Source organism: Cellulomonas carbonis (genome assembly GCF_014636275.1).
GTDB classification, from domain to species: Bacteria; Actinomycetota; Actinomycetes; order Actinomycetales; family Cellulomonadaceae; genus Actinotalea; species Actinotalea carbonis.
On the sequence record NZ_BMEB01000001.1, the window covers coordinates 353515 to 377718 of the forward strand.

Genomic DNA, 24204 nt, shown 5'->3' on the forward strand with positions numbered 1-24204 from the left:
AGCACGAGAGGGGGCCACCCGTTCCGGGTGGCCCCCTCTCGTCGCGGTGACGGAGGTCAGCCGCGTGCCTCCTGAGCCGCACGCTCGACCTGCTCGAGCCACGACCTGCGCGCGTCGAGCGCGGCACGGGCCTCGGCGACGCGACGCGCGTCCCCGCTCGCCTCGGCGCGCGCCAGGTCCTCCTCGAGCGAGCGGATCGCCGCGACCAGCTGGGCGGCGGCACCCTCCGCGCGGGCACGCGTCTCGGGGTTGGTGCGCTGCCACTGGGCCTGGTCCGCGTCGCGCACGGCCTGCTCGACGGCGCGCAGGCGCCCCTCGACGCGCTGCACGTCACCGCGCGGCACCTTGCCGGCCTGCTCCCACCGCTCCTGGATGTCGCGGAGGGCGGACTTCGCGGCCGCGAGGTCGCGGACGGGGACGAGGCGCTCGGCCTCCTCGAGCAGCCCGAGCTTGACCTGGAGGTTCGCGCCGAACTCCTCGTCGGTCTGCCGCTGGCTCGCGTCGCGCGCGGCGAAGAAGACGTCCTGCGCGGAGCGGAAGCGCGCCCAGAGCGCGTCGTCGTCCTTGCGGCTCGCACGGCCGGCGCTCTTCCAGCGCGTCATGAGCTCGCGGTAGGCGGCCGACGTCGCACCCCACTCGGTGCTCGTCGACAGGCGCTCGGCCTCGGCCACGAGCTGCTCCTTCTCGGCCTTCGCCGAGCTGTTGCGCTTCTCGAGCTCGGAGAACCACCGGCGACGCTCGCGGTCGAACGAGGACCGGGCGTGGCTGAAGCGCTTCCAGAGGGAGTCCTCGGTCCCGCGGTCGAGGCGCGGTCCGTGGCGCTGCGCCTCCTTCCACTGGTCGAGCAGCGTGCGGAGCTGCTCGCCCGCCGGGCGCCACTGCATGCGTTCCGGGTCGGTCGCGGCGATCTTCTCCGCGGCCTCGACGATCGCGGTGCGCTGCTCCACGGCCGCCTGACGTGCCGCGGCGCGCTCGGCCTCGGCTGCGGCGCGACGCTCGGCGGCGACGGAGCGGAGCGCGTCGAGCCGGTCGCGCAGACCCTGGAGGTCGCCGACGGCGGCGGGCTCCGCGAGCTCCTCGGTGAGGTGTGCGAGGGTCGAGTCGATCTCCTTGACCGCGAGGTCGGTCGCCGACAGGCGAGCCTCGAACAGCACGACCTTGGCGTGGAGGTCGGCGTAGCGGCGGACGTAGAACGCGAGCGCGTCGCCCGGGTCGGCGTCGGGGTACTGGCCGACGACACGTTCCCCGGATGCCTCCCGGACCCACACGGTGCCGTCGTCGTCGACACGGCCCCAGCGCGCCGCCTCGGCGCTCTCGGCGGGCGACAGCGCGGGCGGTGCGGGCGCGACGGGCGCGGCGGCCGCGGGCGTCGCGGGGCGGTTCCCGGCCGGCGGGCGCGGGACCGCACGCGGACGCGGGACGCTGCCGGGGGTCGGTCCCGGCGTCGGTGCGGTGGCCGTCGTCGCGTCGGTCACGACCGGGGTGGTGTCGTCCTGCGTGGCGGGCTCATCCTCGGCGGCCGGCGGCGTTGGCTCCGGCGCACTGGCCTCGCCCGTGGGCGCGTCGTCGTCCGCGGGTGCGGCCTCCTCCGCGGGTGCGGTGTCCTCGCCAGGTGCGTCGTCGTCCGCGGGGGCGGGAGGCACGGCGTCGTCCGACGTGGCCGCTGCGGGCGCACCCTCCTCGGACGACGCCTCCTGGGCGGGGGAGTCGGTGCGCGCGACCGTCTCGGCGTCCGCAGGGGCGACGGCGTCGGTGTCGGGCTGGTCGACGGTCTGCTCCTCGACCTGGGGCTCGTCGTGGCTCACGGGGTCTGCGCTCCTTCGATGGCGACTCGCGGGGGAGTCTGACGGCTCGCGCCCGGTGCGCCCGGACCGCAGCGCGGCCCGGCCGGGACGAGGGTCACCAACGCGGGCGCACCGTGGGCGCCCGCGATGCGACGGTGGCGACGGGTCCGGGGGGCCCGCGAGGGCGACCGGCGCGGGGCGCCGCCGTGCGCGGGCGCCATGTGCGGCGTCTCGGACGGGAGCATGCGGGGTCACCTCCTGCGGGCCTCGGGCCGTGCCGGCACGGCGCACCACTGCGCCGGGCCTCGCACAGTCTAGGCGCGTGGGCAGCGGCGATGCCCGGGCGGGTCGGGCGTGCCGCCGGGCTATCGTCGCGGCGTGATGATCCGCACCGTCGTCGCCCCGCTGCTGGGCACCAACTGCTACCTCCTGCACGACGAGGACGGGTCGTGCGTCGTCGTCGACCCGGGCGCGGGCGCGCTCGACCAGCTGCTCGCCGCCGTGCACGACGACCGGCTCGTGCCCAGGGCCGTCCTCGTGACGCACGGCCACGTCGACCACACGTGGTCCGCCGGGGCGCTCTCACGTGCGTGGGCGGCGCCCGTCGTCGTGCACGAGGCGGACGCCTACCGGCTCGCCGACCCGTTCGGGTCGCTCGGCCCGCTGGGGGGTCAGCTCGAGCCCCTCGGGACGACCGTCGCCGGGCCGTACGAGGAGCCCACGGACGTCGTGCTGGTCCGGGCGGACGGGTCGCTCCCCGTCGAGGGGCTGGACCGGCTCCCGCTGCGCGCCGTGCACTGCCCGGGTCACACCGAGGGCTCGACCGTCTACCTCGTCGACGACGGCGGCACGCCCCGTGCGGCGCTCACGGGGGACGTGCTGTTCGCGGGGACCATCGGGCGGACGGACCTCCCCGGCGGCGACGCGTCGCTGATGGCGGCGTCCCTCGCACGCCTCGCCGACCTGCCCGGCGCCGTCGCCGTGCTGCCCGGCCACGGACCCGCGTCGACCGTGGCCGACGAGCTGCGGGTGAACCCGTACCTGCGACGCTGAGCGGCCCCTCCCCGGATCCGCGCGCACCCGCGCCGCCGCGCTCGGTCCCGGCGCTCGCCCGCGCACGGTACACGCGCTTGACGGCCGCTCGAACACGTGTTCGACTGGCGGCATGCGGTGGGACGGCCAGCGGATCGGTTCGTCGGAGGAGCGCGCGCTGCCGGGCCTGACCCTCCAGGGCCTCGTGCGCAGCGTGCGCACGCCGGACTTCGCCGGCGTCACGTTCCACGAGGTCGCCGCGAAGAGTGCCCTCAACCGGGTCCCCGAGGCGTCGCGGATGCCGTTCCGGTGGACCGTCAACCCGATGCGCGGATGCCTCCACGCGTGCACGTACTGCTTCGCGCGGCCCACGCACGAGTTCCTCGACCTGGACGCGGGACGGGACTTCGAGACGCAGATCGTCGTGAAGACGAACGTCGTCGAGGTGCTCTCCGCGGAGCTCGCCCGTCGGTCGTGGCGACGCGAGCACGTCGCGCTCGGCACGAACACCGATCCCTACCAGCGCGCCGAGGGACGCTACGAGCTCATGCCGGGGATCATCGGCGCGCTCGCCGCGTCCGGCACGCCGCTGTCGATCCTGACGAAGGGTCCGCTCCTGCGTCGGGACCTGCCGATCCTGAGCGAGGCCGCCCGGCGGGTACCCGTGTCGGTCGCGGTCTCGCTCGCGGTCCTCGACCCCGCGCTCCAGGCGTCGGTCGAGCCCGGCACGCCCGACCCGCGCGCGCGCCTCAACCTCATCAGGGCGGTCCGGGCCGCAGGGCTCGAGTGCAAGGTCCTGGTCGCCCCCGTGCTGCCGTGGCTCACGGACTCCGACGAGGCGCTCGACGCGCTCCTCGGGGAGCTCGCGGCCGCGGGAGCGAACGAGGTCACGGTGTTGCCGCTGCACCTGCGCGGCGCCGTGAAGCCGTGGTACCTGCAGTGGCTCGCCCGCGAGCACCCGGCCCTCGTCGGGCGGTACCGGCGGCTGTACGGCCGGGGGGCGTACGTCAGCACCGAGTACGCGTCCTGGTTGAGGAACCGCGTCGCCGACCTGAGACGACGCCACGGCTTCGTCCCGCCGCGGCCGTGGCGCACCCCGGGCGACGACGACGTCACGGTCGCGTCCGGGGTGGGGCCGCAGCCGACGCTGTTCTGACGGTGGTCCGACCGGTCAGGCGCCGGGGTCGACCGAACCCGGGTCCTCCTCCGGCTCGAAGGTGCTGGGCTCACCTGCGCCGACGCCCACCCCGGACTCGGGGTTGGGCGCGTCGGTCGTGTCGTCGTCGTGCTCGTGGGTTCCGGGTGTCTCGGTCATGACCCCATCCTGCGTCGGGCTCCCCGGGCTCGCACCAGGGCGGCGTGCACCCGACGCGCCGGGCCGAGCCATTTCAGCCGCGCCGAGCCTCCTCAGCGCGCCGAGCCTCCTCAGCGCGCCGAGCCTCCTCAGCGTGCCGGGCCTCCTCAGCCGTCCGCGAGCCGCGCGGGGAAGCCGCCCGTCGCGACCGGACCCCACGACTCGATCGTGACGCGGATGAGCGACTTGCCCTGGTCGACCATCGCGCGGCGGTACTCGTCCCAGTCGGGGTGCTCGCCCGCGATGCTGCGGTAGTAGTCGACCAGCGGCTCGACCGAGTCCGGCAGGTCGATGACCTCCGCGACGCCGTCGACCTGGACCCACGGGTCCCACTCGTCCGACACGACGCACAGGCTCACGCGCGGGTCGCGCCGGGCGTTGACCGCCTTCGCGCGGTCCGGGTACGTCGAGACGACGACGCGTCCCTGGTCGTCCACGCCGCACGTGACGGGGGACATCTGCGGTGAGCCGTCTCGCCGCCGGGTCGCGAGGACGGCGTGGTGGCGCGGACGCAGGAACGCGACGAGCTCGTCGCGCGTGACGCGGTCGGTGGTGGCGATCTTCCGGGGCATGGGGTCTCCTCGTCGTCGTGGACGGGCTCCAGTCTCGTCCAGGACGCGCGTCCCGGCGTCGTCGCCGCGACTACACTCGGCGGGGCGCCGACGCGACCGGTGCCCCTCTCCCCGACCCGCCCGGAAGGACCCTCCGTGCTCCGCACCCACACCGCCGGCTCGCTGCGAGCCGAGCACATCGGCCAGACCGTCACGCTCACGGGGTGGGTCGACCGGCGTCGGGACCACGGCGGTGTGGCGTTCATCGACCTGCGCGACGCGTCGGGCATCGCCCAGGTCGTCATCCGGGACGAGGCGGTCGCGCACGGCCTGCGCAACGAGTACGTGCTCCAGGTGACGGGGCCGGTCGGTCGCCGTCCCGAGGGCAACGAGAACAGCAACCTCGCCACGGGTGAGGTCGAGGTCACCGCCGAGTCCGTCACGGTGCTCAACGAGGCGGCGCCCCTGCCGTTCCAGGTCTCGTCCGCGCTCGACGAGCACGTCGGCGAGGAGGCCCGGCTCCAGCACCGCTACCTCGACCTGCGCCGTCCGCGCCCCGCCGCCGCGCTGCGCCTGCGGGCCCGCGCGAACGCCGCCGCGCGCCGCGTGCTCGACGCGCACGAGTTCGTCGAGGTCGAGACGCCCACGCTCACGCGGTCCACGCCCGAGGGGGCGCGGGACTTCGTCGTGCCGGCGCGGCTGTCGCCCGGCTCCTGGTATGCGCTCCCGCAGTCGCCCCAGCTCTTCAAGCAGCTGCTCATGGTCGCCGGCATGGAGCGCTACTACCAGATCGCGCGGTGCTACCGGGACGAGGACTTCCGCGCGGACCGGCAGCCCGAGTTCACCCAGCTCGACGTAGAGATGAGCTTCGTCGAGCAGGACGACGTCATCGCGGTGGGCGAGGAAGTGCTCGTCGCGCTCTGGGAGCTCATCGGCTACACCATCCCGACGCCGATCCCGCGCATGACGTACGCCGACGCCATGGCCCGCTACGGGACCGACAAGCCCGACCTGCGCTTCGGGCTCGAGCTAGTCGAGCTGACCGAGTTCTTCGCGAGCACGCCGTTCCGTGTCTTCCAGGCGCCCTACGTCGGCGCGGTCGTGCAGCCGGGCGGCGCCTCCACGCCGCGCCGCGGCTTCGACGCGTGGCAGGAGTGGGCCAAGCAGCGCGGCGCGAAGGGCCTCGCCTACGTGACGGTGGGCGCCGACGGCGAGCTGGGCGGTCCCGTCGCCAAGAACATCTCCGAGTCCGAGCGCGCCGGGCTGGTCGCCGCGGTCGGCGCGTCGCCCGGTGACGCGGTCTTCTTCGCGGCCGGCAAGCCGTCGGAGGCGCGTGCGCTCCTCGGCGCCGCGCGCCTGGAGATCGGTCGCCGCGGTGGGCTCGTCGACGAGGACCAGTGGTCGTTCGTGTGGGTCGTCGACGCACCGCTGTTCAAGCCCACGGGCGAGGACGACGACGTCGCGGTCGGGTCGGGGTCGTGGACCGCGGTCCACCACGCCTTCACGTCCCCGACGCCCGAGTGGGTCGACCGGTTCGAGGAGGACCCGGGCAACGCGCTCGCGTACGCCTACGACATCGTGTGCAACGGCAACGAGATCGGCGGCGGGTCGATCCGTATCCACCGCCGCGACGTGCAGCAGCGCGTGTTCGAGGTCATGGGCATCGGGCCCGAGGAGGCGCAGGAGAAGTTCGGCTTCCTGCTCGACGCGTTCCAGTTCGGCGCGCCGCCCCACGGTGGCATCGCCTTCGGCTGGGACCGGATCGTCGCGCTGCTCACACGGTCGGAGTCGATCCGTGAGGTCATCGCGTTCCCCAAGTCCGGTGGCGGCTTCGACCCGCTGACGGGCGCTCCCGCGCCGATCAGCGCGCAGCAGCGCAAGGAGGCGGGTGTCGACGCCGCACCCGAGCCGCGTGGCGCGGCGGCGCAGGCGGGGCCGGCCGGCACCGGCGCCGCGCAGGGAGAGGCCGCCGCCGCGAGGTGAGCGGGTCGCCGCTGGGCCCCGGGCCGGTCGTCGACCTCCCGGGGCCGTGGTGCACCGAGCCGTACCTGCTCGGCGAGCTCGGTGCCGGCGTGGTCCTGGGCGGCTTCGCGTCCGACGACGCCCTCGCGGTCGTCGTCGAGCAGCGGGGCCGCGACCGCGGCCTCGTCGGGCTCGGGGCGCCCGCAGCGCTCGCCCCGCTCGCGGCTGCGGTCGGGCACGAGCCCGGACTGATGGTGGGCGTGCGCTTCGCGACGCTGACCCGCGGCGCGTGGGACCTGCTGGGGTGCGACGACCGAGCGGCGCTCGGGCTCGCCGACGGCGCGTCGCACTGGGACTGGTTCTGGACCGACGCGCCGCTCGTCGGCACGGACCGCTCGCGGGCCGAGCGGCTCCCGCTCACGCCGGGCACGACCGCGGCGGTCGCCGAGTGCCTCGGGCGCGCGCACCCGACCGCGAGCACGCCGCCCGACGACGAGCGCCTGCTCGGCTGGTGGGGGGCACGGCACGACGGGCGGCTCGTCGCCGTCGCCGGGGCGGTGACGCTCGGCCCGGGGCTCTCGCCGCACGTCGTCTCGCTCGGCGTCGACCCGGACCACCGTGGCCGCGGGCTCGCGGGAGCGGTGCTCGCCGCGACGGTCTCCGACTGCCTCGCCGTCAGGCCCGAGGTCGGCGAGCCGATGGTGAGCCTCGGCATGTACGCCGACAACGAGCCCGCCCGCCGCGTGTACCTGCGGCACGGGTTCCGGCTGCGGCACGAGTTCGCCTCCCGGAGGCCCGTGGCCTGACGACGACGCGTGGGTCCGTCGCGTCGGCTCGCGCCGAGCCGACCTGTCCGGGCGGCGGTCGACGGCGGCCCGGCGGGCGCCGTCTCAGTGCGTGATGGCGAACCGCTCGTGGACGCGTCGGAGCGGGCCCGGGGCCCACCAGTTGTAGCGGCCCAGGAGCGTCATGGTGGCCGGCACGAGGAGCATCCGGACGAGGCTCGCGTCGATGACGACCGCGACGGCGAGCGCGAAGCCGACCTCCTTGATCACGAGCAGCTCACCGAAGATGAAGCCCGCGAAGACCACGACGATGATGACGGCGGCCGACGTGATGATCCGGCCCGAGCGCTGCAGACCCAGTCGCACCGAGTCGTCGTTGGACGCGCCGGCGTCGTACAGCTCCTTGATGCGGGACAGGAGGAACACCTCGTAGTCCATCGCGAGGCCGAAGCCGAACGCCACGATGAGCGCGACGACGTAGGTCTCGATCCCGCCCGTGGACGCGAAGCCGAGCAGCCCCTCGAGGTGGCCGTCCTGGAAGCCCCAGACCAGGACGCCGAGCGACGCGGCGAGCGACACCGCGTTGGTCAGCAGCGCCTTGAGCGGGATGACGACGGAGCCGGTCATGAGGAACAGGAGCACGAAGGTCGCGAGGACCACGATGGCGACCGCGAGCGGTGCGCGGTCGACCAGCGCGTCGACGAAGTCGATCTGGTTCGCGGCCTGCCCCGTGACCCACGTCGGGAACGGTGCCTCGAGGTCACGCACCGCCTGCACGACGTCCCTCGCCACGGCGCCGCCGGCGTCCTCGGTGTCGGGGCGCACGCCGAGCACCGCGTAGTCGCCGAGCGCTGCGGCCGGGTCGACCGCGACGACGTCGTCGAGCCCGGCGACCTCCTGCGACCAGGCGGTCAGCTCCTCGGCGGACGTCCGTGCGACGACCTGGATCGCGGGGGCCTCCGACGCGGGGTACTCGGCGGCGATGGTCGCGACGTAGGTCCGCTGGTCGCTGCCGGCGGGCAGGAGCTCGATCGCGGAGTTGCGCAGCTCCATGTGCGCCACCGGGACGGCCAGCAGCGCGAGCACGGCCAGGGAGCCCGCGAGAACCCACCAGGGGTGCCGCTGCACCCGCCCTGCCAGACGCGAGAAGAGGCCTTCCTCGGAGGCGACGTCCCCGGTGCGGGCGAGCACCGCACGCAGCCCGGGCACCCGCGCGAGGAGTCCCGGCGCGATCAGGCGACGCCCCGTGAGGCGCAGGAGCGCGGGCACGAGCGTCAGCGCGGTGGCGACGGCGACGAGCACGACGGAGACGCCCGCCGCCCCGAAGCCACGGAGGATGTCGGGCCGGAACACGATGAGGCCGCTGATCGAGATCGCGACCGTGACCGCGCTGAACGCGACGGTGCGGCCCGCCGTGCTGAGCGTGCGTCGCAGGGCGGTCTCGACCACGGGGTCGTGGCGGCGCCGGCGGTGGGGCGCCGTGTCGTCGTCGTCGACGAGGAGGTGCAGCTCCTCGCGGTACCGCGAGACGATGAGCAGGCCGTAGTCGATCGACAGCCCCAGCCCCAGCAGCGTGACGACGTTGACCACGGACGAGTCGAGGTCGAGCAGGTTCGTGAGGCCGTACACGGCACCCAGGCCCGCCGCGATCGAGGCGACCGCGCCGGCCATCGGCATCGACGCGGCGAGGAAGCCGCCGAACACCAGCACCATGACCAGGAGCGCGACGGGCAGCGCGACCGTCTCCCCGGTCCGCAGGTCCTCCTCGACCTGCTCGGTGATCTCCTCGACGATGAGCGACGTGCCGCCCACCTGGCCCGTCGCGTCGGGGGCGACGTCGCGCAGCGACGCGGGCACGTCGCGCAGGAGGGACTCGACCTCCTCGAGGGCGGCGTCCTCGGTCTCCTCCTCGAGGTCGGCGGCGAGCTCGACCACGACGAGGAATCCGTCGGCGCCCTGGGCGACCAGCGGCGCGGCGGCCGGGCTCGTCGGGCCCTCGGGCAGGGCGAACGGGTCGATCACGAGCTCGACGCCGTCGACCGCAGCGAGCTCGGCGCGCGCGTCGGCGAGCGGCTCCGCGAGCCCCTCGGTCCCCACGGGCACGCCCTCGACGACCAGGCTCAGCGACGGCCCACCGGTCGCGTTGTCGGCGACGATCTCGTCGGCGCGCGTGCTCTCCGAGCCCGGGACGGCCGGTGCGCCGGTCGAGAGCCGCTCGAAGAGCGTCTCGCCACCCACCCCGACGACGGCGAGCGCGAAGCACGCGACGGTGACGACGACCCAGACGGCGATCGCGGTCCGGGGCGCGCGAGCCGCGAGGCGACCCAGGGAGTCGAACACGACGTGCATCCTCGCAGGTGCCACGGCCGCGCCGCACGCTCGTCCGGACGCGCCGCGTGCCGTGCGGGGACACGCACGACAGGTGCCGGCACGACGCCGGTGCGCGCGGGCGCGCGTTCTGGGCGGCGACAGGCGGCCACGCGCTCGGGCCCGCCTGTCGGTGCACGTGCGTAGGCTCGCCGGTCATGGACCTGTTCGACGCGACGACCTCGACGGCCGAGGGGTTGCCCGCGGTCGAGGAGGGCGCGCCGCTCGCCGTCCGGATGCGGCCGCGGACCCTCGCCGAGGTCGCGGGGCAGTCGCACCTGCTCGCACCGGGCTCGCCCCTGCGGCGCCTGGTCGAGCCCGAGGGTGCGGCCGGACGCGCGGTGCCGTCGTCGGTGGTCCTCTGGGGCCCGCCCGGGACCGGGAAGACCACCCTCGCCTACCTCGTCGCCCTGACGTCGGGACGACGGTTCGTCGAGCTGTCGGGCGTGACCTCCGGCGTCAAGGACGTGCGTGCGGTCGTGACGGACGCGCGACGGCGGCTCGCGACGGGCGGCGGCGAGACCGTGCTCTTCATCGACGAGGTGCACCGCTTCTCCACGACGCAGCAGGACGCCCTGCTGCCGGGCGTCGAGAACCGGTGGGTCACCCTCGTCGCGGCGACGACCGAGAACCCGAGCTTCTCGGTGAACTCGCCGCTGCTGTCACGGTCCCTGCTCCTGACGCTCAGACCGCTCGACGACGACGACGTGCGCCTGCTCGTCCGCCGCGCGGTCGAGGACCCGCGGGGCCTCGACGGCAGCGTCGTCCTCGAGCCCGACGCCGAGGACCACCTGCTGCGGCTGTCCGGCGGGGACGCGCGCAAGGCGCTCACGATCCTCGAGGCCGCGGCGGGCGCCTCGCTCGAGGCGGCCGCGACCGACGAGGACGACGCGTCGCCGTCGGTCGACCTCGCGGCGGTCGAGCGTGCCGTCGACGTCGCGGCGGTCCGGTACGACCGGGCCGGCGACCAGCACTACGACGTGACGAGCGCGTTCATCAAGTCGATGCGCGGCTCGGACGTCGACGCCGCGCTGCACTACCTCGCGCGGATGGTGGTCGCGGGGGAGGACCCGCGGTTCATCGCTCGACGCGTCGTCATCGCGGCGGCCGAGGAGGTCGGGATGGCCGACCCGACGGCGCTGCAGACCGCGGTCGCGGCGGCCCAGGCGGTCGCGCTCATCGGGATGCCCGAGGCCCGGATCATCCTCGCGGAGGCGGTCGTGCACGTCGCGACCGCACCCAAGTCCAACGCGGCGTACCGGGCGGTCGACGCGGCGATCGCCGACGTGCGGGCCGGGCGGGCGGGCCCCGTGCCGGCGCACCTGCGCGACGCGCACTACTCCGGTGCGCAGCGGATCGGTCACGGCGCGGGCTACCGGTACGCCCACGACGCGCCGCACGCCGTCGCGACGCAGCAGTACGCACCCGACGAGCTCGCGGGCACCGTGTACTACGAGCCGTCCGACCGCGGCCAGGAGCGGGAGATCTCGACGAGGCTCGCCCGGATCCGCCAGATCCTCCGCGGCGGGTGAGCCGACCGGCGCCGGCGGGTGCGCGTGAGCAGGGCACGGGTGGCCGAGGGCGGCCGACGACGGTGGCTCGTGGACGGCGCGGCGCGGCCTGCGCACGGTGGTGGTCCACCCGCGCGGCCGGGGGACGGCCCGACCCGTGTAGGATCGTGGGGTTGTCCGCTCACGGACGACCACCCTGGGGACCTCAGCCGCAGCACGATGGTCGGTCCCACACCCGCCGGCAGTCAGCCGTCGCGGGCGTGCCACGACAGAACAGGAAGAAACCGCGTGTCCTCTGTGACCCGTTCGCGCCGCCAGGTGCGCCTCTCCCGCGCCCTGGGCCTGGCCCTGACGCCCAAGGCCGTCAAGCACTTCGAGAAGCGGCCCTACCCGCCCGGTGAGCACGGCCGTGCGCGCCGTCGCACCGAGTCCGACTACGCCGTGCGTCTGCGCGAGAAGCAGCGTCTGCGCGCCCAGTACGGGCTCCGCGAGAAGCAGCTCGCCCGCGCGTTCGAGGACGCCCGCAAGACCCCCGGCCTGACCGGTGAGGCGCTCGTCGAGAACCTCGAGACCCGTCTCGACGCCCTGGTGCTGCGTGCCGGCTTCGCCCGCACGATCCTCCAGGCGCGCCAGGTCGTCGTGCACCGCCACATCCTGGTCGACGGCAAGATCGTCGACCGCCCGTCGTTCCAGGTGAAGCCGGGCCAGACGCTCCAGATCAAGCCGCGCAGCCAGACGAGCGACCAGTTCCGCGTCGCCGCCGCCGGTGCGCACCGCGACGTCCTGCCGGCCGTCCCGGGCTACCTGGACGTCCAGCTCGAGAAGCTGAGCGCGGTCCTCACGCGTCGTCCGAAGCGTGCCGAGGTCCCCGTGACCTGCGAGGTCCAGCTCGTCGTCGAGTACTACTCGCGCTGACCCGCCCAGGACGCCCCGCAGCCGCGCACACGTCGGCTGCGGGGCGTTCCTGCACCCGGACACCTCCGCGGGCCCGCAGGGCGATCCCGTGGACCCGACGACGGGTCCGCGGACGGCGGCCGTGCTCCCGGTAGTGTTCGACCGTCCTCCGCCCCACGCCGAAAGGGTGCTCAGATGTCCCTCGGAGACGTCGCCGGCCTGATCGCCGCGATCGCGTTCGTCGCGCTCGTCGGGTTCCTCGCCCTGCCGCTCATCAAGCTCGGGCGCGTGCTCGACGCCGCGACGCAGTCCGTCAAGGACATCACCGCCCACACCGTGCCGGTGCTGGACGAGGCGACGACGACCGTCGCGACGACCAACGCGCAGCTCGTCAAGGTCGACACCGTCACGACGTCGGCCGCGGAGATCAGCCAGAACGTGTCGGCGCTCACGGCGCTCGTCTCCGCCACCGTCGGCGGCCCGCTCATCAAGGTCGCCGCGTTCACGTACGGCGTCCGGGAGGCGCTCGCCGGGCTCGCCGGGAAGGTCCGGGGCTGATGCGCCGCCTCTTCTGGGCGGGCGTCGGAGCCGCCGCCGCCGTCGTCGCCGTGCGACGCCTCGAGCGGACGGCGCGCCGCTACACGCCGGCCGGTGTCGCGGATCGCCTCGAGAACGCGGGGGAGCGCACCGGGGCCGCCGTGGACGGCGCGATGACCCGCTTCCAGGAGGCCCGCGCGCGCCGCGAGCGCGAGCTCGTCGCGTCGCTGCTCGTGACGCCCGAGGGCGGGGACCCGCACGCCTTCCGACGCCGGCGTCCGGCGGCCGAGGACGCACCCGTCGCCGCCACCGCCGCCACGCGACCGTCGGGTCGCGTCGACGAGGACGAACCCCTCTACGACTTCTGAGCGGCCACCGCCGCACCCACGCCGCCTCGAGCGGCACGACCGACCCGGGGCCGACCAGCCCCCGACCCGTGAGGACACCATGCGGACCGCCGAGATCCGACGTCGCTGGCTTGACTACTTCGAGCAGCGCGGGCACGCCGTCGTGCCGAGCGCGTCGCTCGTGTCGCCCGACCCGTCGACGCTCTTCACGATCGCGGGGATGGTGCCGTTCATCCCGTACATGCTCGGGCAGCAGACCCCGCCGTGGAACCGCGCGACGAGCGTGCAGAAGTGCGTGCGCACGCTCGACATCGAGGAGGTCGGCAAGACGACCCGGCACGGCACGTTCTTCCAGATGAACGGCAACTTCTCGTTCGGCGACTACTTCAAGGCCGGCGCGATCGAGTACGCGTGGGAGCTCGTCACGGGACCGGCGTCCGAGGGCTTCTACGGGTTCGACCCGGACAAGGTCTGGGTGACCGTCTACCACGACGACGACGAGGCGGCGACGCTCTGGAAGCGCATCGCGGGCCTGCCGGACGAGCGCATCCAGCGGCGCGGCAAGAAGGACAACTACTGGCACACGGGCCAGCCCGGCCCGGCGGGGCCCTGCTCGGAGATCTACATCGACCGCGGGCCGCAGTTCGGTGCCGACGGCGGGCCGGTCGTGGACGAGGACCGGTTCCTGGAGATCTGGAACCTCGTCTTCATGCAGTACGCGATCGAGGACGTGCGCTCCAAGGAGGAGTTCACGATCGTCGGCGACCTCGCGCAGAAGAACATCGACACGGGCATGGGGCTCGAGCGCGTCGCGTACCTGCTCCAGGGCGTCGACAACATGTACGAGATCGACGAGGTCTTCCCCGTCATCACCGCGGCGCAGGAGATGTCGGGGCGTCGTTACGGCGCGAACCACGACGACGACGTGCGGATGCGCGTCGTGGCCGACCACGTCCGCTCGTCGCTCATGCTCATCGGCGACGGCATCACGCCCTCGAACGAGGGTCGTGGGTACGTCCTGCGGCGCCTGCTGCGCCGGTCCGTGCGTGCGATGCGCCTGCTCGGGGTCGACGAGCCCGCGCTGCCGCACCTGCTCCCGGTGTCGCGCGACGCGATGGGCGCGTCGTACCCCGAGCTCGTGACGGACTTCGACCGGATCGCGCGCGCCGCGTACGCGGAGGAGGAGGCGTTCCGGCGCACGCTCGTGTCCGGGACGACGATCCTCGACACTGCCGTGGCGCAGGTGAAGGGTTCCGGCGGGACGGTGCTGCCCGGCGACAAGGCGTTCACGCTGCACGACACGTACGGCTTCCCGATCGACCTCACGCTGGAGATGGCGGCCGAGCAGGGGCTGGCGGTCGACGAGCAGGGCTTCCGCGACCTCATGCGCACCCAGCGTGAGCGTGCGCGGGCCGACGCGAAGGCGAAGAAGGGCGGCGCGGCCTCGACGACGGCGTACCGCGAGCTGCGCGACCGCGGGGCGACGGAGTTCACGGGCTACACCGAGCTGACGACGCCGTCGACCGTCCGCGGTCTGCTCCGCGACGGTGTCGCGGTGCCGGCCGCGGTCGAGGGCGAGACCGTCGAGGTCGTGCTCGAGCGCACGCCGTTCTACGCGGAGTCGGGCGGCCAGGAGTCCGACGCGGGTGTGATCACCGCGGACGGCGCCCGGCTCGAGGTCGTCGACGTGCAGCGTCCCGTCAAGGGGCTCGTGGTGCACACCGTCCGCGTCGTCGAGGGCGAGGTCGCCGCGGGCGCCGACGTGCTCGCGCAGGTCGACCCGGAGTGGCGCCTCGGCGCGCGCCAGGCGCACTCGGGCACCCACGTCGTCCACGCGGCGCTGCGCGAGGTGCTCGGCCCGGACGCGCTGCAGTCCGGCTCGTACAACAAGCCCGGGTACCTTCGCCTGGACTTCTCGTGGAACCAGGCGCTCTCGCCCGAGACCCGCAGCGAGATCGAGGACGTCTCGAACCGCGCGATCCGCCAGGACCTCGGCGTGCAGTGGCAGTACATGACGCTGCCCGAGGCGAAGGCCTGGGGTGCGATCGCGCTGTTCGGGGAGACGTACGACGAGCAGGTCCGCGTGGTCGAGATCGGCGGGCCGTGGTCGCGCGAGCTGTGCGGCGGGACGCACGTGGACCACTCGAGCCAGATCGGTCTCGTCGCGCTCACGGGCGAGTCGTCGGTCGGCTCCGGCTCACGCCGCGTCGAGGCGCTGGTCGGGCTCGAGGCGTTCCACCACCTCGCACGCGAGCGTGCCCTGGTCGCGACGCTGAGCGACGCGCTCAAGGCGCGCCCGGAAGAGCTGCCGGAGCGCGTCTCGTCCCTGGTCACGCGGCTGCGCGAGGCGGAGAAGGAGCTCGCGGGCCTGCGGCAGGCGCGCCTGCTCGCCGCGGCGGGTGACATCGCCGCCTCGGCGCTGGACGTGTCCGGCGTGCGCGTCGTCACGCACGACGCGGGCGAGGTCGCCGGCGCGGACGACCTGCGCACGCTGGGCCTCGAGGTCCGCGGGCGCTTCGGCGAGGGCCCCGCGGCGGTCGCCGTCGGCGGCGTCGCCAAGGGGCGTCCGGTCGTGCTCGTCGCGCTCACGCCCGCGGCCCGCGAGCTGGGGCTGCGGGCCGGGACGCTCGCGAAGGCCGCGGCGTCCGCGCTCGGCGGTGGCGGCGGCGGGAAGGACGACGTCGCGCAGGGCGGCGGGACCGACCCCGCCGCGATGCCCGACGCGCTCCGTGCGGTCGCCGCGGGCGTCGCCGACACCGTCGGCGCGCGGTGACGGCACCCGGCGGCACGGAGGGGACGGTGGGCACGGTCGGGCGTGGCGCGCGTCTCGGTGTCGACGTCGGGACGGTGCGCATCGGGCTGGCCGTGAGCGACCCCGACGGGCTCGTCGCGACCCCCGTCGAGACGGTCGCCCGGGCCACGTCGGCACCCCCTGAGCCGCAGGCCGCCGAGCGGCGCGGCGGGAAGGGCCCGGCGGCTGCCGAGCCGGTTCCGGTCGACGCCGGGACCGCCGACCTGCGGCGGATCGCCGACGTCGTGCGGGAGTTCGACGTCGCGTGCGTCTACGTCGGCCTGCCGCGGCACCTGTCCGGCAAGGAGAGTTGGTCCAGCCAGGCGGTCCGCACGTACGCTGGTGTGCTGGCGCAGGTCGTCGCACCGGTGCAGGTCCGGCTGGTCGACGAGCGGATGAGCACGGTGACGGCTCACCAGGCGCTGTACGCGTCCGGGAGGTCCGGACGCCGTCACCGGACGGTCGTCGACCAGGCGGCCGCGGTGGTGATCCTGCAGTCCGCGCTCGACGCGGAGCGGGCCTCGGGGGCGCGGTGCGGGGAACCGGTCGACGGTTCGCCGGCCGCGGGCGACGCACCGACGGGTGCTGATCGAGGAAGGGGCGGTCCGGTGAGCCACGGGGCCGACCACGACGTCACGACGGAGGCGACGCAGTGAGCGACCTGTTCCTCGACGAGGTGATCCGACCGGAGCCCCAGGGCGGCGGCGGACGGCGCGCGTCGCGGCGGGGTGGCCGCGAGGACCGTGAGCGTGAGCGCCGACGTCGGCGCCGGCGCGGCGTCATCGCGCTCGTCGTCTCGTTCGCGCTGCTCATCGGCGGTGGCTTCGCCGTCTGGAAGCTCGTCGGACCGATGATCGACGACTTCCGCGACAGCCGGAGCCAGCCCGAGGCGGAGGACTTCGCCGGTCCGGGCCACGGCAGCGTCGACGTGACGATCGAGTCGGGCGCCACCGGCGGGCAGATGGGTCAGGTGCTCGCCGAGGCGGGCGTCGTCGCGTCGCAGACCGCGTTCACGCGCGCGTTCGCCGCGAACCCCGACGCGGCCGGCATCCAGCCCGGCACGTACCGCCTCATGCTGGGGATGCCCGCGGCGGAGGCCGTGGGTGCGCTGCTCGACACGTCCAACCGTGTCCAGACGCGCGTCACGATCCCCGAGGGACTGCGGGTGACGCAGATCCTCGACCGGCTCTCGTCGGTGACGACCGTGCCCGTCGAGGAGTTCCAGACCGCGATGGCCGACACGGCCGCGACGGGACTGCCCGCCGAGGCCGGCGGCAACTACGAGGGCTGGCTCTTCGCGTCGACGTACAGCTTCGAGCCGGGCACCACCCCCACCGAGATGATCGCGGCGATGGTCGCCGAGACCGTGAAGGTGCTCGACGAGCGCGGCGTCGCGCCCCAGGACCGGCAGCGCGTGCTCACGATCGCGTCGCTCGTCGAGCGCGAGGCGCGGTCCGCGGAGGACAAGGCGAAGGTCGCCCGCGCGATCCAGAACCGCCTCGACATCGACATGAAGCTCGACATCGACGCCGCGGTGGCCTACGGCCTCAACAAGCCCGGCACGGAGCTCACGCGCGACGACACGGCCAACTCGGACACCCCGTACAACCTCTACCGCTACGCGGGTCTGCCGCCCACGCCCATCGCGTCCCCGAGCCTGATCGCGATCGACGCGGTGCTCGCGCCGGCCGACGGCCCGTGGCTGTTCTGGGTCACGGTCAACCTCGACACGGGGGAGACGCGGTTCGCCGAGACCTTCGCCGAGCACCAGCAGAACATCGCGCTCCTGCGCCAGTGGGAGGCCGAGCAGGGGTGAGCGGGCACGTCACCGGCCCGGCACCGCGACGAGCGGCGGTGCTGGGCCACCCGATCGCGCACTCGCTGTCCCCGGTCCTGCACCGGGCCGCGTACGAGGCACTCGGCCTGTCGGGCTGGGAGTACGACGCCCTCGACGTGACCGAGGAGGGCCTGCGCGGCGTCGTCGACGGCCTCGACGAGCGCTGGGCCGGCCTCAGCCTGACGATGCCGCTCAAGACGACGGTCATCCCGATGCTCGACCACGTCGAGCCGCTCGCCGAGGTCGTGGGCGCGGTCAACACCGTCCTCGTGCAGCCGACGCGGGGCCGTCGGCCCGTCCTCGTGGGCGCCAACACCGACGTCCACGGCGTCGTCGAGGCCCTGCGCGAGGGGCTGGGGGAGCGCCGCGTCTCCACCGCCGTCGTGCTCGGCGCGGGCGCGACGGCCGCGTCGACGCTCGCCGCGCTCGCGCAGCTCGGGTGCCCGACCGCCGACGTCGTCGTCCGGTCGGTCGGGCGCGCCGGGTCGACGATGCGCGCCGCGCACCGCATGGGCGTCGAGCCGCGATTCGTGACGTTCGAGCCGGCCGAGCGGCTCGTGTCCGCGCTGCGCTCGGCGGACGTCGTCGTCTCGACGCTGCCGCCGCACGCCGCCGACCCGTGGGCCGAGGTGCTCCGCGGCGCGGTGCCGGAGGGCTCGCTCGACGGTGTGCTGCTCGACTGCGCGTACGACCCGCGGCCGACGGCGCTCGGGTCGGCGTGGGCCGCGCTCGGCGGCGTCGTCGTCACGGGGGAGCGGATGCTGCTGCACCAGGCGACCGAGCAGGTCCGCCTCATGACGGGCCGTGCGGCCCCGCGCGAGCCGATGGAGAGGGCGCTCGCCGCGGCACTCGGGTGAATCGGCGACGGCGATCACCTACAGGGTGACCGCCGACGTGCCGATAGGGAGGGACGTCGGTCCTGGTCGCGCGTGCGCGCCGGGACGTACCGGAGCCCCCCACCCGGAAGGACCCTTGTGAAGCAGCTCGGAGACATCCTGCTCGAAGAGGGCCTGGTGACCGAGGGTCAGCTGATGGCCGCCCTCGACGAGCAGGCGATGCGGGGCGAGTCCCTCGGCCGTGTGCTCGTCGAGATCGGGATGCTGACCGAGGCGCAGCTCGTGCGCGCCCTCGCGAACCAGGTCGGCATGGAGTTCGTCGAGCTGACCGAGTACCCGGTCGACCGGACCGCGGTCGCGCTCCTGCCCGGCTCCCTGTGCCGGCGCTACACCGCGCTGCCCGTCGGCATCCAGGACGGGTACCTGCTGCTCGCGATGGCCGACCCGGGCAACGTCCTCGCGGTCGACGACGCCCGCACGATGTCCGGGATGCCCGTGCGGACGCTCGTCGCGACGCACGACGACCTGACCACGGCGATCGACCGGTACTGCCGCGCCGACGACGAGATGGACGACCTCGCGTCCGCCCTCGAGGAGACGCACACCGAGACGATCGACACCAACGTCGGTGACTTCGTCGACGACGACGCGCCGATCGTGCGGTTCGTGAACATCCTCGTCCAGCAGGCCATCCAGGACCGCGCCTCAGACATCCACATCGAGCCGTCCGAGGCCGACGTCCGCGTCCGGTACCGCATCGACGGCGTGCTGCACGAGATGCAGCGCGCGCCCAAGCAGATCCAGGGCGGCGTCATCTCGCGCCTGAAGATCATGAGCGACATCGACATCGCCGAGCGGCGCAAGCCGCAGGACGGCCGCATGTCGGTCACGCACAACGGCCGCAAGATCGACCTCCGTGTCGCGACCCTGCCGACGGTGTGGGGCGAGAAGGTCGTCATGCGAATCCTCGACAACTCGACCGCGAGCCTGGACCTGCGGGACCTGTCGTTCCTCGAGGAGAACCTCGAGACGTACAAGGAGTCGTACACCAAGCCCTACGGGATGATCCTCGTGACCGGCCCGACCGGCTCCGGCAAGTCGACGACGCTCTACGCGACGCTGAACGCCGTCTCGCGGCCCGAGATCAACGTCATCACCGTCGAGGACCCGGTCGAGTACCGACTTCCCGGCATCAACCAGGTCCAGGTCAACCCCAAGGCGGGCCTGACGTTCGCCGGTGCGCTGCGGTCGATCCTGCGGTCCGACCCCGACGTCGTGCTGCTCGGTGAGATCCGTGACCACGAGACCGCGCAGATCGCGATCGAGGCGGCCCTCACGGGTCACCTCGTCCTCTCGACGCTCCACACGAACGACGCCCCGTCGGCCGTGACGCGCCTGGTCGAGATGGGGATCGAGCCGTTCCTCGTCGGGTCGGCGCTCGACTGCGTCGTCGCCCAGCGGCTCGCGCGCCGCCTGTGCGCCAAGTGCAAGCAGGCGTACACGCCCGCGGAGGTCGAGCTCGTCGCGGCGCGGTTCCCGTGGGCGCCGGGGGAGCCGTTGCCGACGCTGTACCGGCCCGCCGGCTGCTCGACGTGCTCGGGCACGGGCTACAAGGGGCGGATGGCGATCCACGAGGTCATGCGCGTGACCGAGGAGATCGAGCGCCACGCGGTCGCCCACTCGTCGTCCGCGGACATCGGTCACACCGCTCGTGAGCAGGGGATGCTCTCGCTCCGCGAGGACGGCTGGACGAAGGTCCTCCTCGGCGACACGTCGATCGAGGAGATCCTCCGCGTCGTCGCCTGACGAGCCGGGCGACCCGTTCGACTCAAGATCGCGGCTCCCGCGGTCGATAGGAAGCCGGAGCACCGGCGCAGCAGCCCAGGAGAGAGGCCCTTGTGAACACCTTCCACCCCGAGCAGGACGGTGGACGTGCCGAGCACGGCCTGACACGTCGCGACGTGCGTGCGGTCGAGGCGCAGGGCGCCCCGACGCCCGGTGGGTTCCCCGGGTACGCGGGGGCGCCGGCGGGTGCCGGGGTCGCGCACGTGCCGCCTGCGGCGTCGCCCGTCGCCGGACCTCTCCCGCCGTCGCTGACCCCGCAGCCGCCCGGTGCGGTGACGTTCCCGCCGGCGCCGCTCGCGCAGCCGGCCTACCCGGCCGCTCCTCCCGCGCCGCGAGCGCCCGCTCAGCCCGGCCCCTCGGGCCCGGCGAGCTACGCCGCCGCCGCGCCTCCGCAGGGCGCCCCCGTGAGCGCCTCCGCTCCCGCCCCGGCACGGGCGCCTCAGACCGCACCGCCGGCACCCCCTGCGGGACAGGCGGCGGCGCCGGCGGCGCGAGCACCGCAGCCGCGCGAGCGCAACGCGCGCATCGGCATGACCCAGCTGCCGGGTGAGGGCGACCTCGACCTCGACACCGCGCTCAAGAAGATGATCGAGATGGGCGCCTCGGATTTGCACGTCACCGTGGGCGCGCCGCCGAACGTGCGCCTTGACGGGCGCCTCCAGCCCCTCGAGGGCTTCCCGGCTCTCGTGCCGGACAGCGTGCAGCGCACGCTCTACTCGATCCTCACGCAGAAGCAGCGGGAGGTCTTCGAGGCGAACCTCGAGCTCGACTTCGCGTACGCGGTGCGCGGCGTTGCGCGGTTCCGCGTGAACATGTACCAGCAGCGCGACTCGCTCGGCGCGGCCTTCCGCGTGATCCCCTACGAGATCAAGCCGCTCGAGGCGCTCGGCGTGCCGCCGGTCGTCGCCAACTTCGCGAACCTCCCGCGCGGTCTGGTGCTCGTCACGGGCCCGACGGGGTCCGGCAAGTCCACGACACTCGCGTCGATCATCGACCTGGCGAACCGGACGCGGTCCGACCACATCATGACCGTCGAGGACCCGATCGAGTTCCTCCACCGCCACAAGAAGTCGCTCATCAACCAGCGCGAGGTCGGTGCGGACACGCACTCGTTCGCCGCGGCCCTCAAGCACGTGCTGCGGCAGGACCCCGACATCATCCTCGTCGGCGAGATGCGCGACCTCGAGACCATCTCCGTCGCGCTCACGGCCGCCGAGACCGGTCACCTCGTCTTCGCGACGCTCCACACGCAGGACGCCGCGCAGACGATCGACCGGATCATCGACGTCTTCCCGTCGCACCAGCAGGCCCAGGTCCGGACGCAGCTCGCGACCGCGATCCAGGGCGTCGTGTGCCAGACCCTGACCAAGCGTGCTGACGGCCCGGGCCGAGCAGTGGCGACCGAGGTCATGATCGCGACACCCGCGATCCGCAACCTCATCCGCGAGGGCAAGACGCACCAGATCTACTCGGCGATGCAGGCCGGTGCCCAGATGGGCATGCACACCATGGACCAGCACCTCGCCGAGCTCGTGAAGATCGGCCGCATCACGTACGAGCAGGGCGCCGAGAAGTGCCACCACATCGCCGACTTCAACCGGCTCACGGGCCGGCTCGGTGACGGCGGGGGAGGCACATCCCTCGGCGCGATGAGCGGCGGCGACCCGCTCGGCGCGGTCACGCTCGGTGTCAACAAGTTCGGGAGTGCAGGCTGATGGCCACGGCTACCAAGACGTTCGAGTACGCGGTCCGCGACAAGTCCGGCAAGCTCGTCAAGGGCCGGGTCGAAGCGCCCAATCAGGCGGCGGTCGCGAGTCGGCTGCGCACCATGGGCATGGCGCCCGTGTCCATCGACGAGGTGTCGGCGGGCGGCCTGTCCAAGGAGATCTCCATCCCCGGTCTCTCGGACCGGATCTCGCTCAAGGACACCGCGGTCATGTCGCGCCAGCTCGCGACGATGATCAATTCCGGTCTGTCCCTGCTGCGGTCGCTGTCGATCCTCGCCGAGCAGACCGAGAACAAGGCACTGGCCAAGATCATCGCCCAGGTGCGGTCGGACGTCGAGACGGGCGCGTCGTTCTCGATGGCGCTCGGCAAGCACCCCGACGCGTTCCCGCCGCTCATGGTCAACATGGTCAAGGCGGGCGAGGTCGGCGGCTTCCTCGACACGGTGCTGCTCTCGGTCGCGAGCAACTTCGAGGCCGAGGTCAAGCTGCGCTCGAAGATCAAGAGTGCCATGACCTACCCCGTCATGGTGTTCGTCATGGCGATCCTCGCCACCACCGCGATGCTCCTGTTCATCGTGCCCGTCTTCAAGACGATGTTCGAGGGCCTGGGCGGCGAGCTACCGCTGCCGACGCAGATCCTCGTGTGGATGTCCGCGGCGATGAAGATCGTGGCGCCCGTCATGGTCGTCGTTCTCATCGTGTTCTTCTTCTGGTGGACGAAGCACAAGCACGACGACGCGGTTCGTGAGAAGGTCGACCCGGTCAAGCTCAAGATGCCCGTCTTCGGGCCGCTGTTCCAGAAGGTCGCGATGTCACGGTTCACGCGAAACTTCGGGACGATGATCCATGCCGGCGTTCCGATTCTCCAGGCGCTCGACATCGTCGGCGAGACGAGCGGAAACGTCGTCATTGAACGAGCCGCAAAGGACGTCAGGGAATCCGTCCGGACCGGGCAGTCGCTCTCGGGTCCGCTCGCAAACCACGCTGTGTTCCCGCCCATGGTGGTGCAGATGATGGCCGTCGGCGAGGACACGGGTGCCCTCGACACGATGCTGCACAAGATCTCGGAGTTCTACGACCAGGAGGTCGAGGCGACGACGGAGGCGCTCACGTCGCTCATCGAGCCGCTGATGATCGCCGTCGTCGGTGTGATTGTCGGCGGGATGATCATCGCGATGTACATGCCTATCTTCAAGGTGTTCGACCTGATCGGGTGACCTTCGTCCCGGTCCGCCAGTATCTCCCGCTCTCGAAGCCGGCACGGGTGACCGTGCCGGCTTCGACGCGTCCTGCGACGTTCACGAGCACGACGCTCCTCACCGTTCCGGTCAGTTGACACGGAGCTGCCTCACGGCGCGCGGGCTTCTTGCCGATGCCGTTCTGTCCGAGTTAGGGCATTTTGCGGATGCGGCCGTCGAGCGGGGACTGCGCTGAGCGGGTGAAAAGCAGCGTGGCCCGCGCCACTTCCCTCAAGCGAGCCCGCGGCCCGGTCGATGAACCGGCTGTAGCACCACTCACCGGCCCCCGGCCGCTCACACTGAGAACGAAGGAGAGCGCAATGATCGCTCGCGTCACCAAGGCCCTCAACGACAAGGACAAGGGCTTCACGCTCATCGAGCTCCTGGTCGTCATCATCATCATCGGCATCCTCGCGGCGATCGCGATCCCGGTCTTCCTCAACCAGCGGGAGAAGGGCTGGGACGCCGCCGTCCAGTCGGACCTCAAGAACGCTGCGACCGCGCAGGAGACGCTCCTGACCGAGACGGGTGCCTACTTCGACGGTGCCGTCGCGGCGGCCAACCTCGGCGCGCAGGGCTTCCGCTTCTCGGCCAACGCGAACTACTCGACCGGGACGCCGGCTATCGCTTCGATCGCCCGCGGCACCGCGGACTCGGACTCCTTCTGCCTCAGCGCGACGTCGGCGTCCGGTGAGATCTGGGTGTACGACAGCGCGGCCGGTGGCATCCAGCCGACGACGGTCAACGCTTGCACCCCGTGATCTGACCCGGGGGGCCCGTGAGACGGGTTGCCCGGGACTCCCGAG

Annotated in this window: 20 protein-coding genes; 16 read left to right on the plus strand and 4 right to left on the minus strand. The window is 73.3% G+C overall.

What is annotated here, in order from left to right; translation table 11 throughout:
• Window positions 1-56: 56 nt before the first annotated feature.
• Window positions 57-1805, minus strand: a complete 1749-nt coding sequence (locus tag IEV86_RS01620; RefSeq protein ID WP_188484522.1) for a DUF349 domain-containing protein — start codon at window positions 1803-1805, stop codon at window positions 57-59.
• A 360-nt stretch (window positions 1806-2165) separates the two neighbouring features.
• On the opposite strand from IEV86_RS01620, the gene IEV86_RS01625 reads away from it, so the two are divergent.
• Both IEV86_RS01625 and IEV86_RS01630 read left to right on the plus strand, forming a co-directional pair.
• Window positions 2166-2837 (plus strand): MBL fold metallo-hydrolase, encoded by a 672-nt coding sequence (locus IEV86_RS01625; protein WP_306460084.1) that lies wholly within the window; start codon window positions 2166-2168, stop codon window positions 2835-2837.
• A 112-nt stretch (window positions 2838-2949) separates the two neighbouring features.
• Entirely contained in the window at window positions 2950-3972 is a 1023-nt protein-coding gene (locus tag IEV86_RS01630) for an Rv2578c family radical SAM protein (RefSeq protein WP_043608336.1), read from the plus strand.
• A gap of 15 nt (window positions 3973-3987) precedes the next feature.
• Here IEV86_RS01630 and IEV86_RS01635 read toward each other — a convergent pair whose 3' ends face one another.
• Both IEV86_RS01635 and IEV86_RS01640 read right to left on the minus strand, forming a co-directional pair.
• A complete protein-coding gene (locus IEV86_RS01635; RefSeq protein ID WP_161784067.1) occupies window positions 3988-4131 on the minus strand; it encodes a hypothetical protein in 144 nt (47 codons plus the stop codon).
• A 146-nt stretch (window positions 4132-4277) separates the two neighbouring features.
• Window positions 4278-4742: a PPOX class F420-dependent oxidoreductase gene (locus tag IEV86_RS01640; RefSeq protein WP_043608339.1), complete on the minus strand. Its 465-nt coding sequence runs from the start codon at window positions 4740-4742 to the stop codon at window positions 4278-4280.
• Window positions 4743-4877: 135 nt separating this feature from the next.
• Between IEV86_RS01640 and aspS the strand changes: the two genes are divergently transcribed.
• Window positions 4878-6704, plus strand: a complete 1827-nt coding sequence (gene aspS / locus IEV86_RS01645) for an aspartate--tRNA ligase (protein ID WP_052426407.1) — start codon at window positions 4878-4880, stop codon at window positions 6702-6704.
• The gene (locus IEV86_RS01650) at window positions 6701-7489 is read left to right on the plus strand and encodes a GNAT family N-acetyltransferase (protein WP_052426408.1); all 789 of its coding nucleotides are present in this window, start codon (window positions 6701-6703) and stop codon (window positions 7487-7489) included. The genes aspS and IEV86_RS01650 overlap by 4 nt, the downstream gene beginning before the upstream one ends.
• Window positions 7490-7573: 84 nt before the next feature.
• Here the strand turns inward: IEV86_RS01650 and IEV86_RS01655 are convergent, their stop codons facing one another.
• The gene (locus tag IEV86_RS01655; RefSeq protein WP_043608341.1) at window positions 7574-9817 is read right to left on the minus strand and encodes an MMPL family transporter; all 2244 of its coding nucleotides are present in this window, start codon (window positions 9815-9817) and stop codon (window positions 7574-7576) included.
• Between the two features lie 176 nt (window positions 9818-9993).
• On the opposite strand from IEV86_RS01655, the gene IEV86_RS01660 reads away from it, so the two are divergent.
• The 12 genes from IEV86_RS01660 (at window position 9994) to IEV86_RS18160 (ending at window position 24159) form a co-directional block, all read left to right on the plus strand.
• Window positions 9994-11367 carry a replication-associated recombination protein A gene (locus IEV86_RS01660; protein WP_043608343.1) on the plus strand — a complete coding sequence of 458 codons (1374 nt, stop codon included), beginning with the start codon at window positions 9994-9996 and terminating at the stop codon, window positions 11365-11367.
• A gap of 267 nt (window positions 11368-11634) precedes the next feature.
• Window positions 11635-12261, plus strand: coding sequence for a 30S ribosomal protein S4 (gene rpsD / locus IEV86_RS01665; protein ID WP_052426409.1), 627 nt, complete (start codon window positions 11635-11637; stop codon window positions 12259-12261).
• Between the two features lie 174 nt (window positions 12262-12435).
• The gene (locus tag IEV86_RS01670; RefSeq protein WP_043608347.1) at window positions 12436-12798 is read left to right on the plus strand and encodes a DUF948 domain-containing protein; all 363 of its coding nucleotides are present in this window, start codon (window positions 12436-12438) and stop codon (window positions 12796-12798) included.
• A complete protein-coding gene (locus IEV86_RS01675; RefSeq protein ID WP_052426410.1) occupies window positions 12798-13145 on the plus strand; it encodes a hypothetical protein in 348 nt (115 codons plus the stop codon). Before IEV86_RS01670 ends, IEV86_RS01675 begins: the two co-directional genes overlap by 1 nt.
• A 79-nt stretch (window positions 13146-13224) precedes the next feature.
• Window positions 13225-15897: an alanine--tRNA ligase gene (gene alaS / locus IEV86_RS01680; protein WP_188484523.1), complete on the plus strand. Its 2673-nt coding sequence runs from the start codon at window positions 13225-13227 to the stop codon at window positions 15895-15897.
• Between the two features lie 26 nt (window positions 15898-15923).
• Window positions 15924-16571: a Holliday junction resolvase RuvX gene (gene ruvX / locus IEV86_RS01685; RefSeq protein ID WP_081978942.1), complete on the plus strand. Its 648-nt coding sequence runs from the start codon at window positions 15924-15926 to the stop codon at window positions 16569-16571.
• The gene (gene mltG, locus IEV86_RS01690) at window positions 16568-17731 is read left to right on the plus strand and encodes an endolytic transglycosylase MltG (protein WP_043610078.1); all 1164 of its coding nucleotides are present in this window, start codon (window positions 16568-16570) and stop codon (window positions 17729-17731) included. Before ruvX ends, mltG begins: the two co-directional genes overlap by 4 nt.
• Entirely contained in the window at window positions 17728-18609 is an 882-nt protein-coding gene (locus IEV86_RS01695) for a shikimate dehydrogenase (protein WP_043610076.1), read from the plus strand. The genes mltG and IEV86_RS01695 overlap by 4 nt, the downstream gene beginning before the upstream one ends.
• Window positions 18610-18726: 117 nt before the next feature.
• Entirely contained in the window at window positions 18727-20394 is a 1668-nt protein-coding gene (locus tag IEV86_RS01700) for a GspE/PulE family protein (protein WP_043610075.1), read from the plus strand.
• A 92-nt stretch (window positions 20395-20486) separates the two neighbouring features.
• Window positions 20487-22148, plus strand: coding sequence for a type IV pilus twitching motility protein PilT (locus IEV86_RS01705; RefSeq protein WP_229734432.1), 1662 nt, complete (start codon window positions 20487-20489; stop codon window positions 22146-22148).
• Window positions 22148-23377, plus strand: coding sequence for a type II secretion system F family protein (locus tag IEV86_RS01710; RefSeq protein WP_043607629.1), 1230 nt, complete (start codon window positions 22148-22150; stop codon window positions 23375-23377). The genes IEV86_RS01705 and IEV86_RS01710 overlap by 1 nt, the downstream gene beginning before the upstream one ends.
• 341 nt (window positions 23378-23718) lie before the next feature.
• Complete coding sequence (locus IEV86_RS18160) at window positions 23719-24159, plus strand: prepilin-type N-terminal cleavage/methylation domain-containing protein (RefSeq protein WP_043607630.1); 441 nt, start codon at window positions 23719-23721, stop codon at window positions 24157-24159.
• Window positions 24160-24204 lie beyond the last annotated feature (45 nt).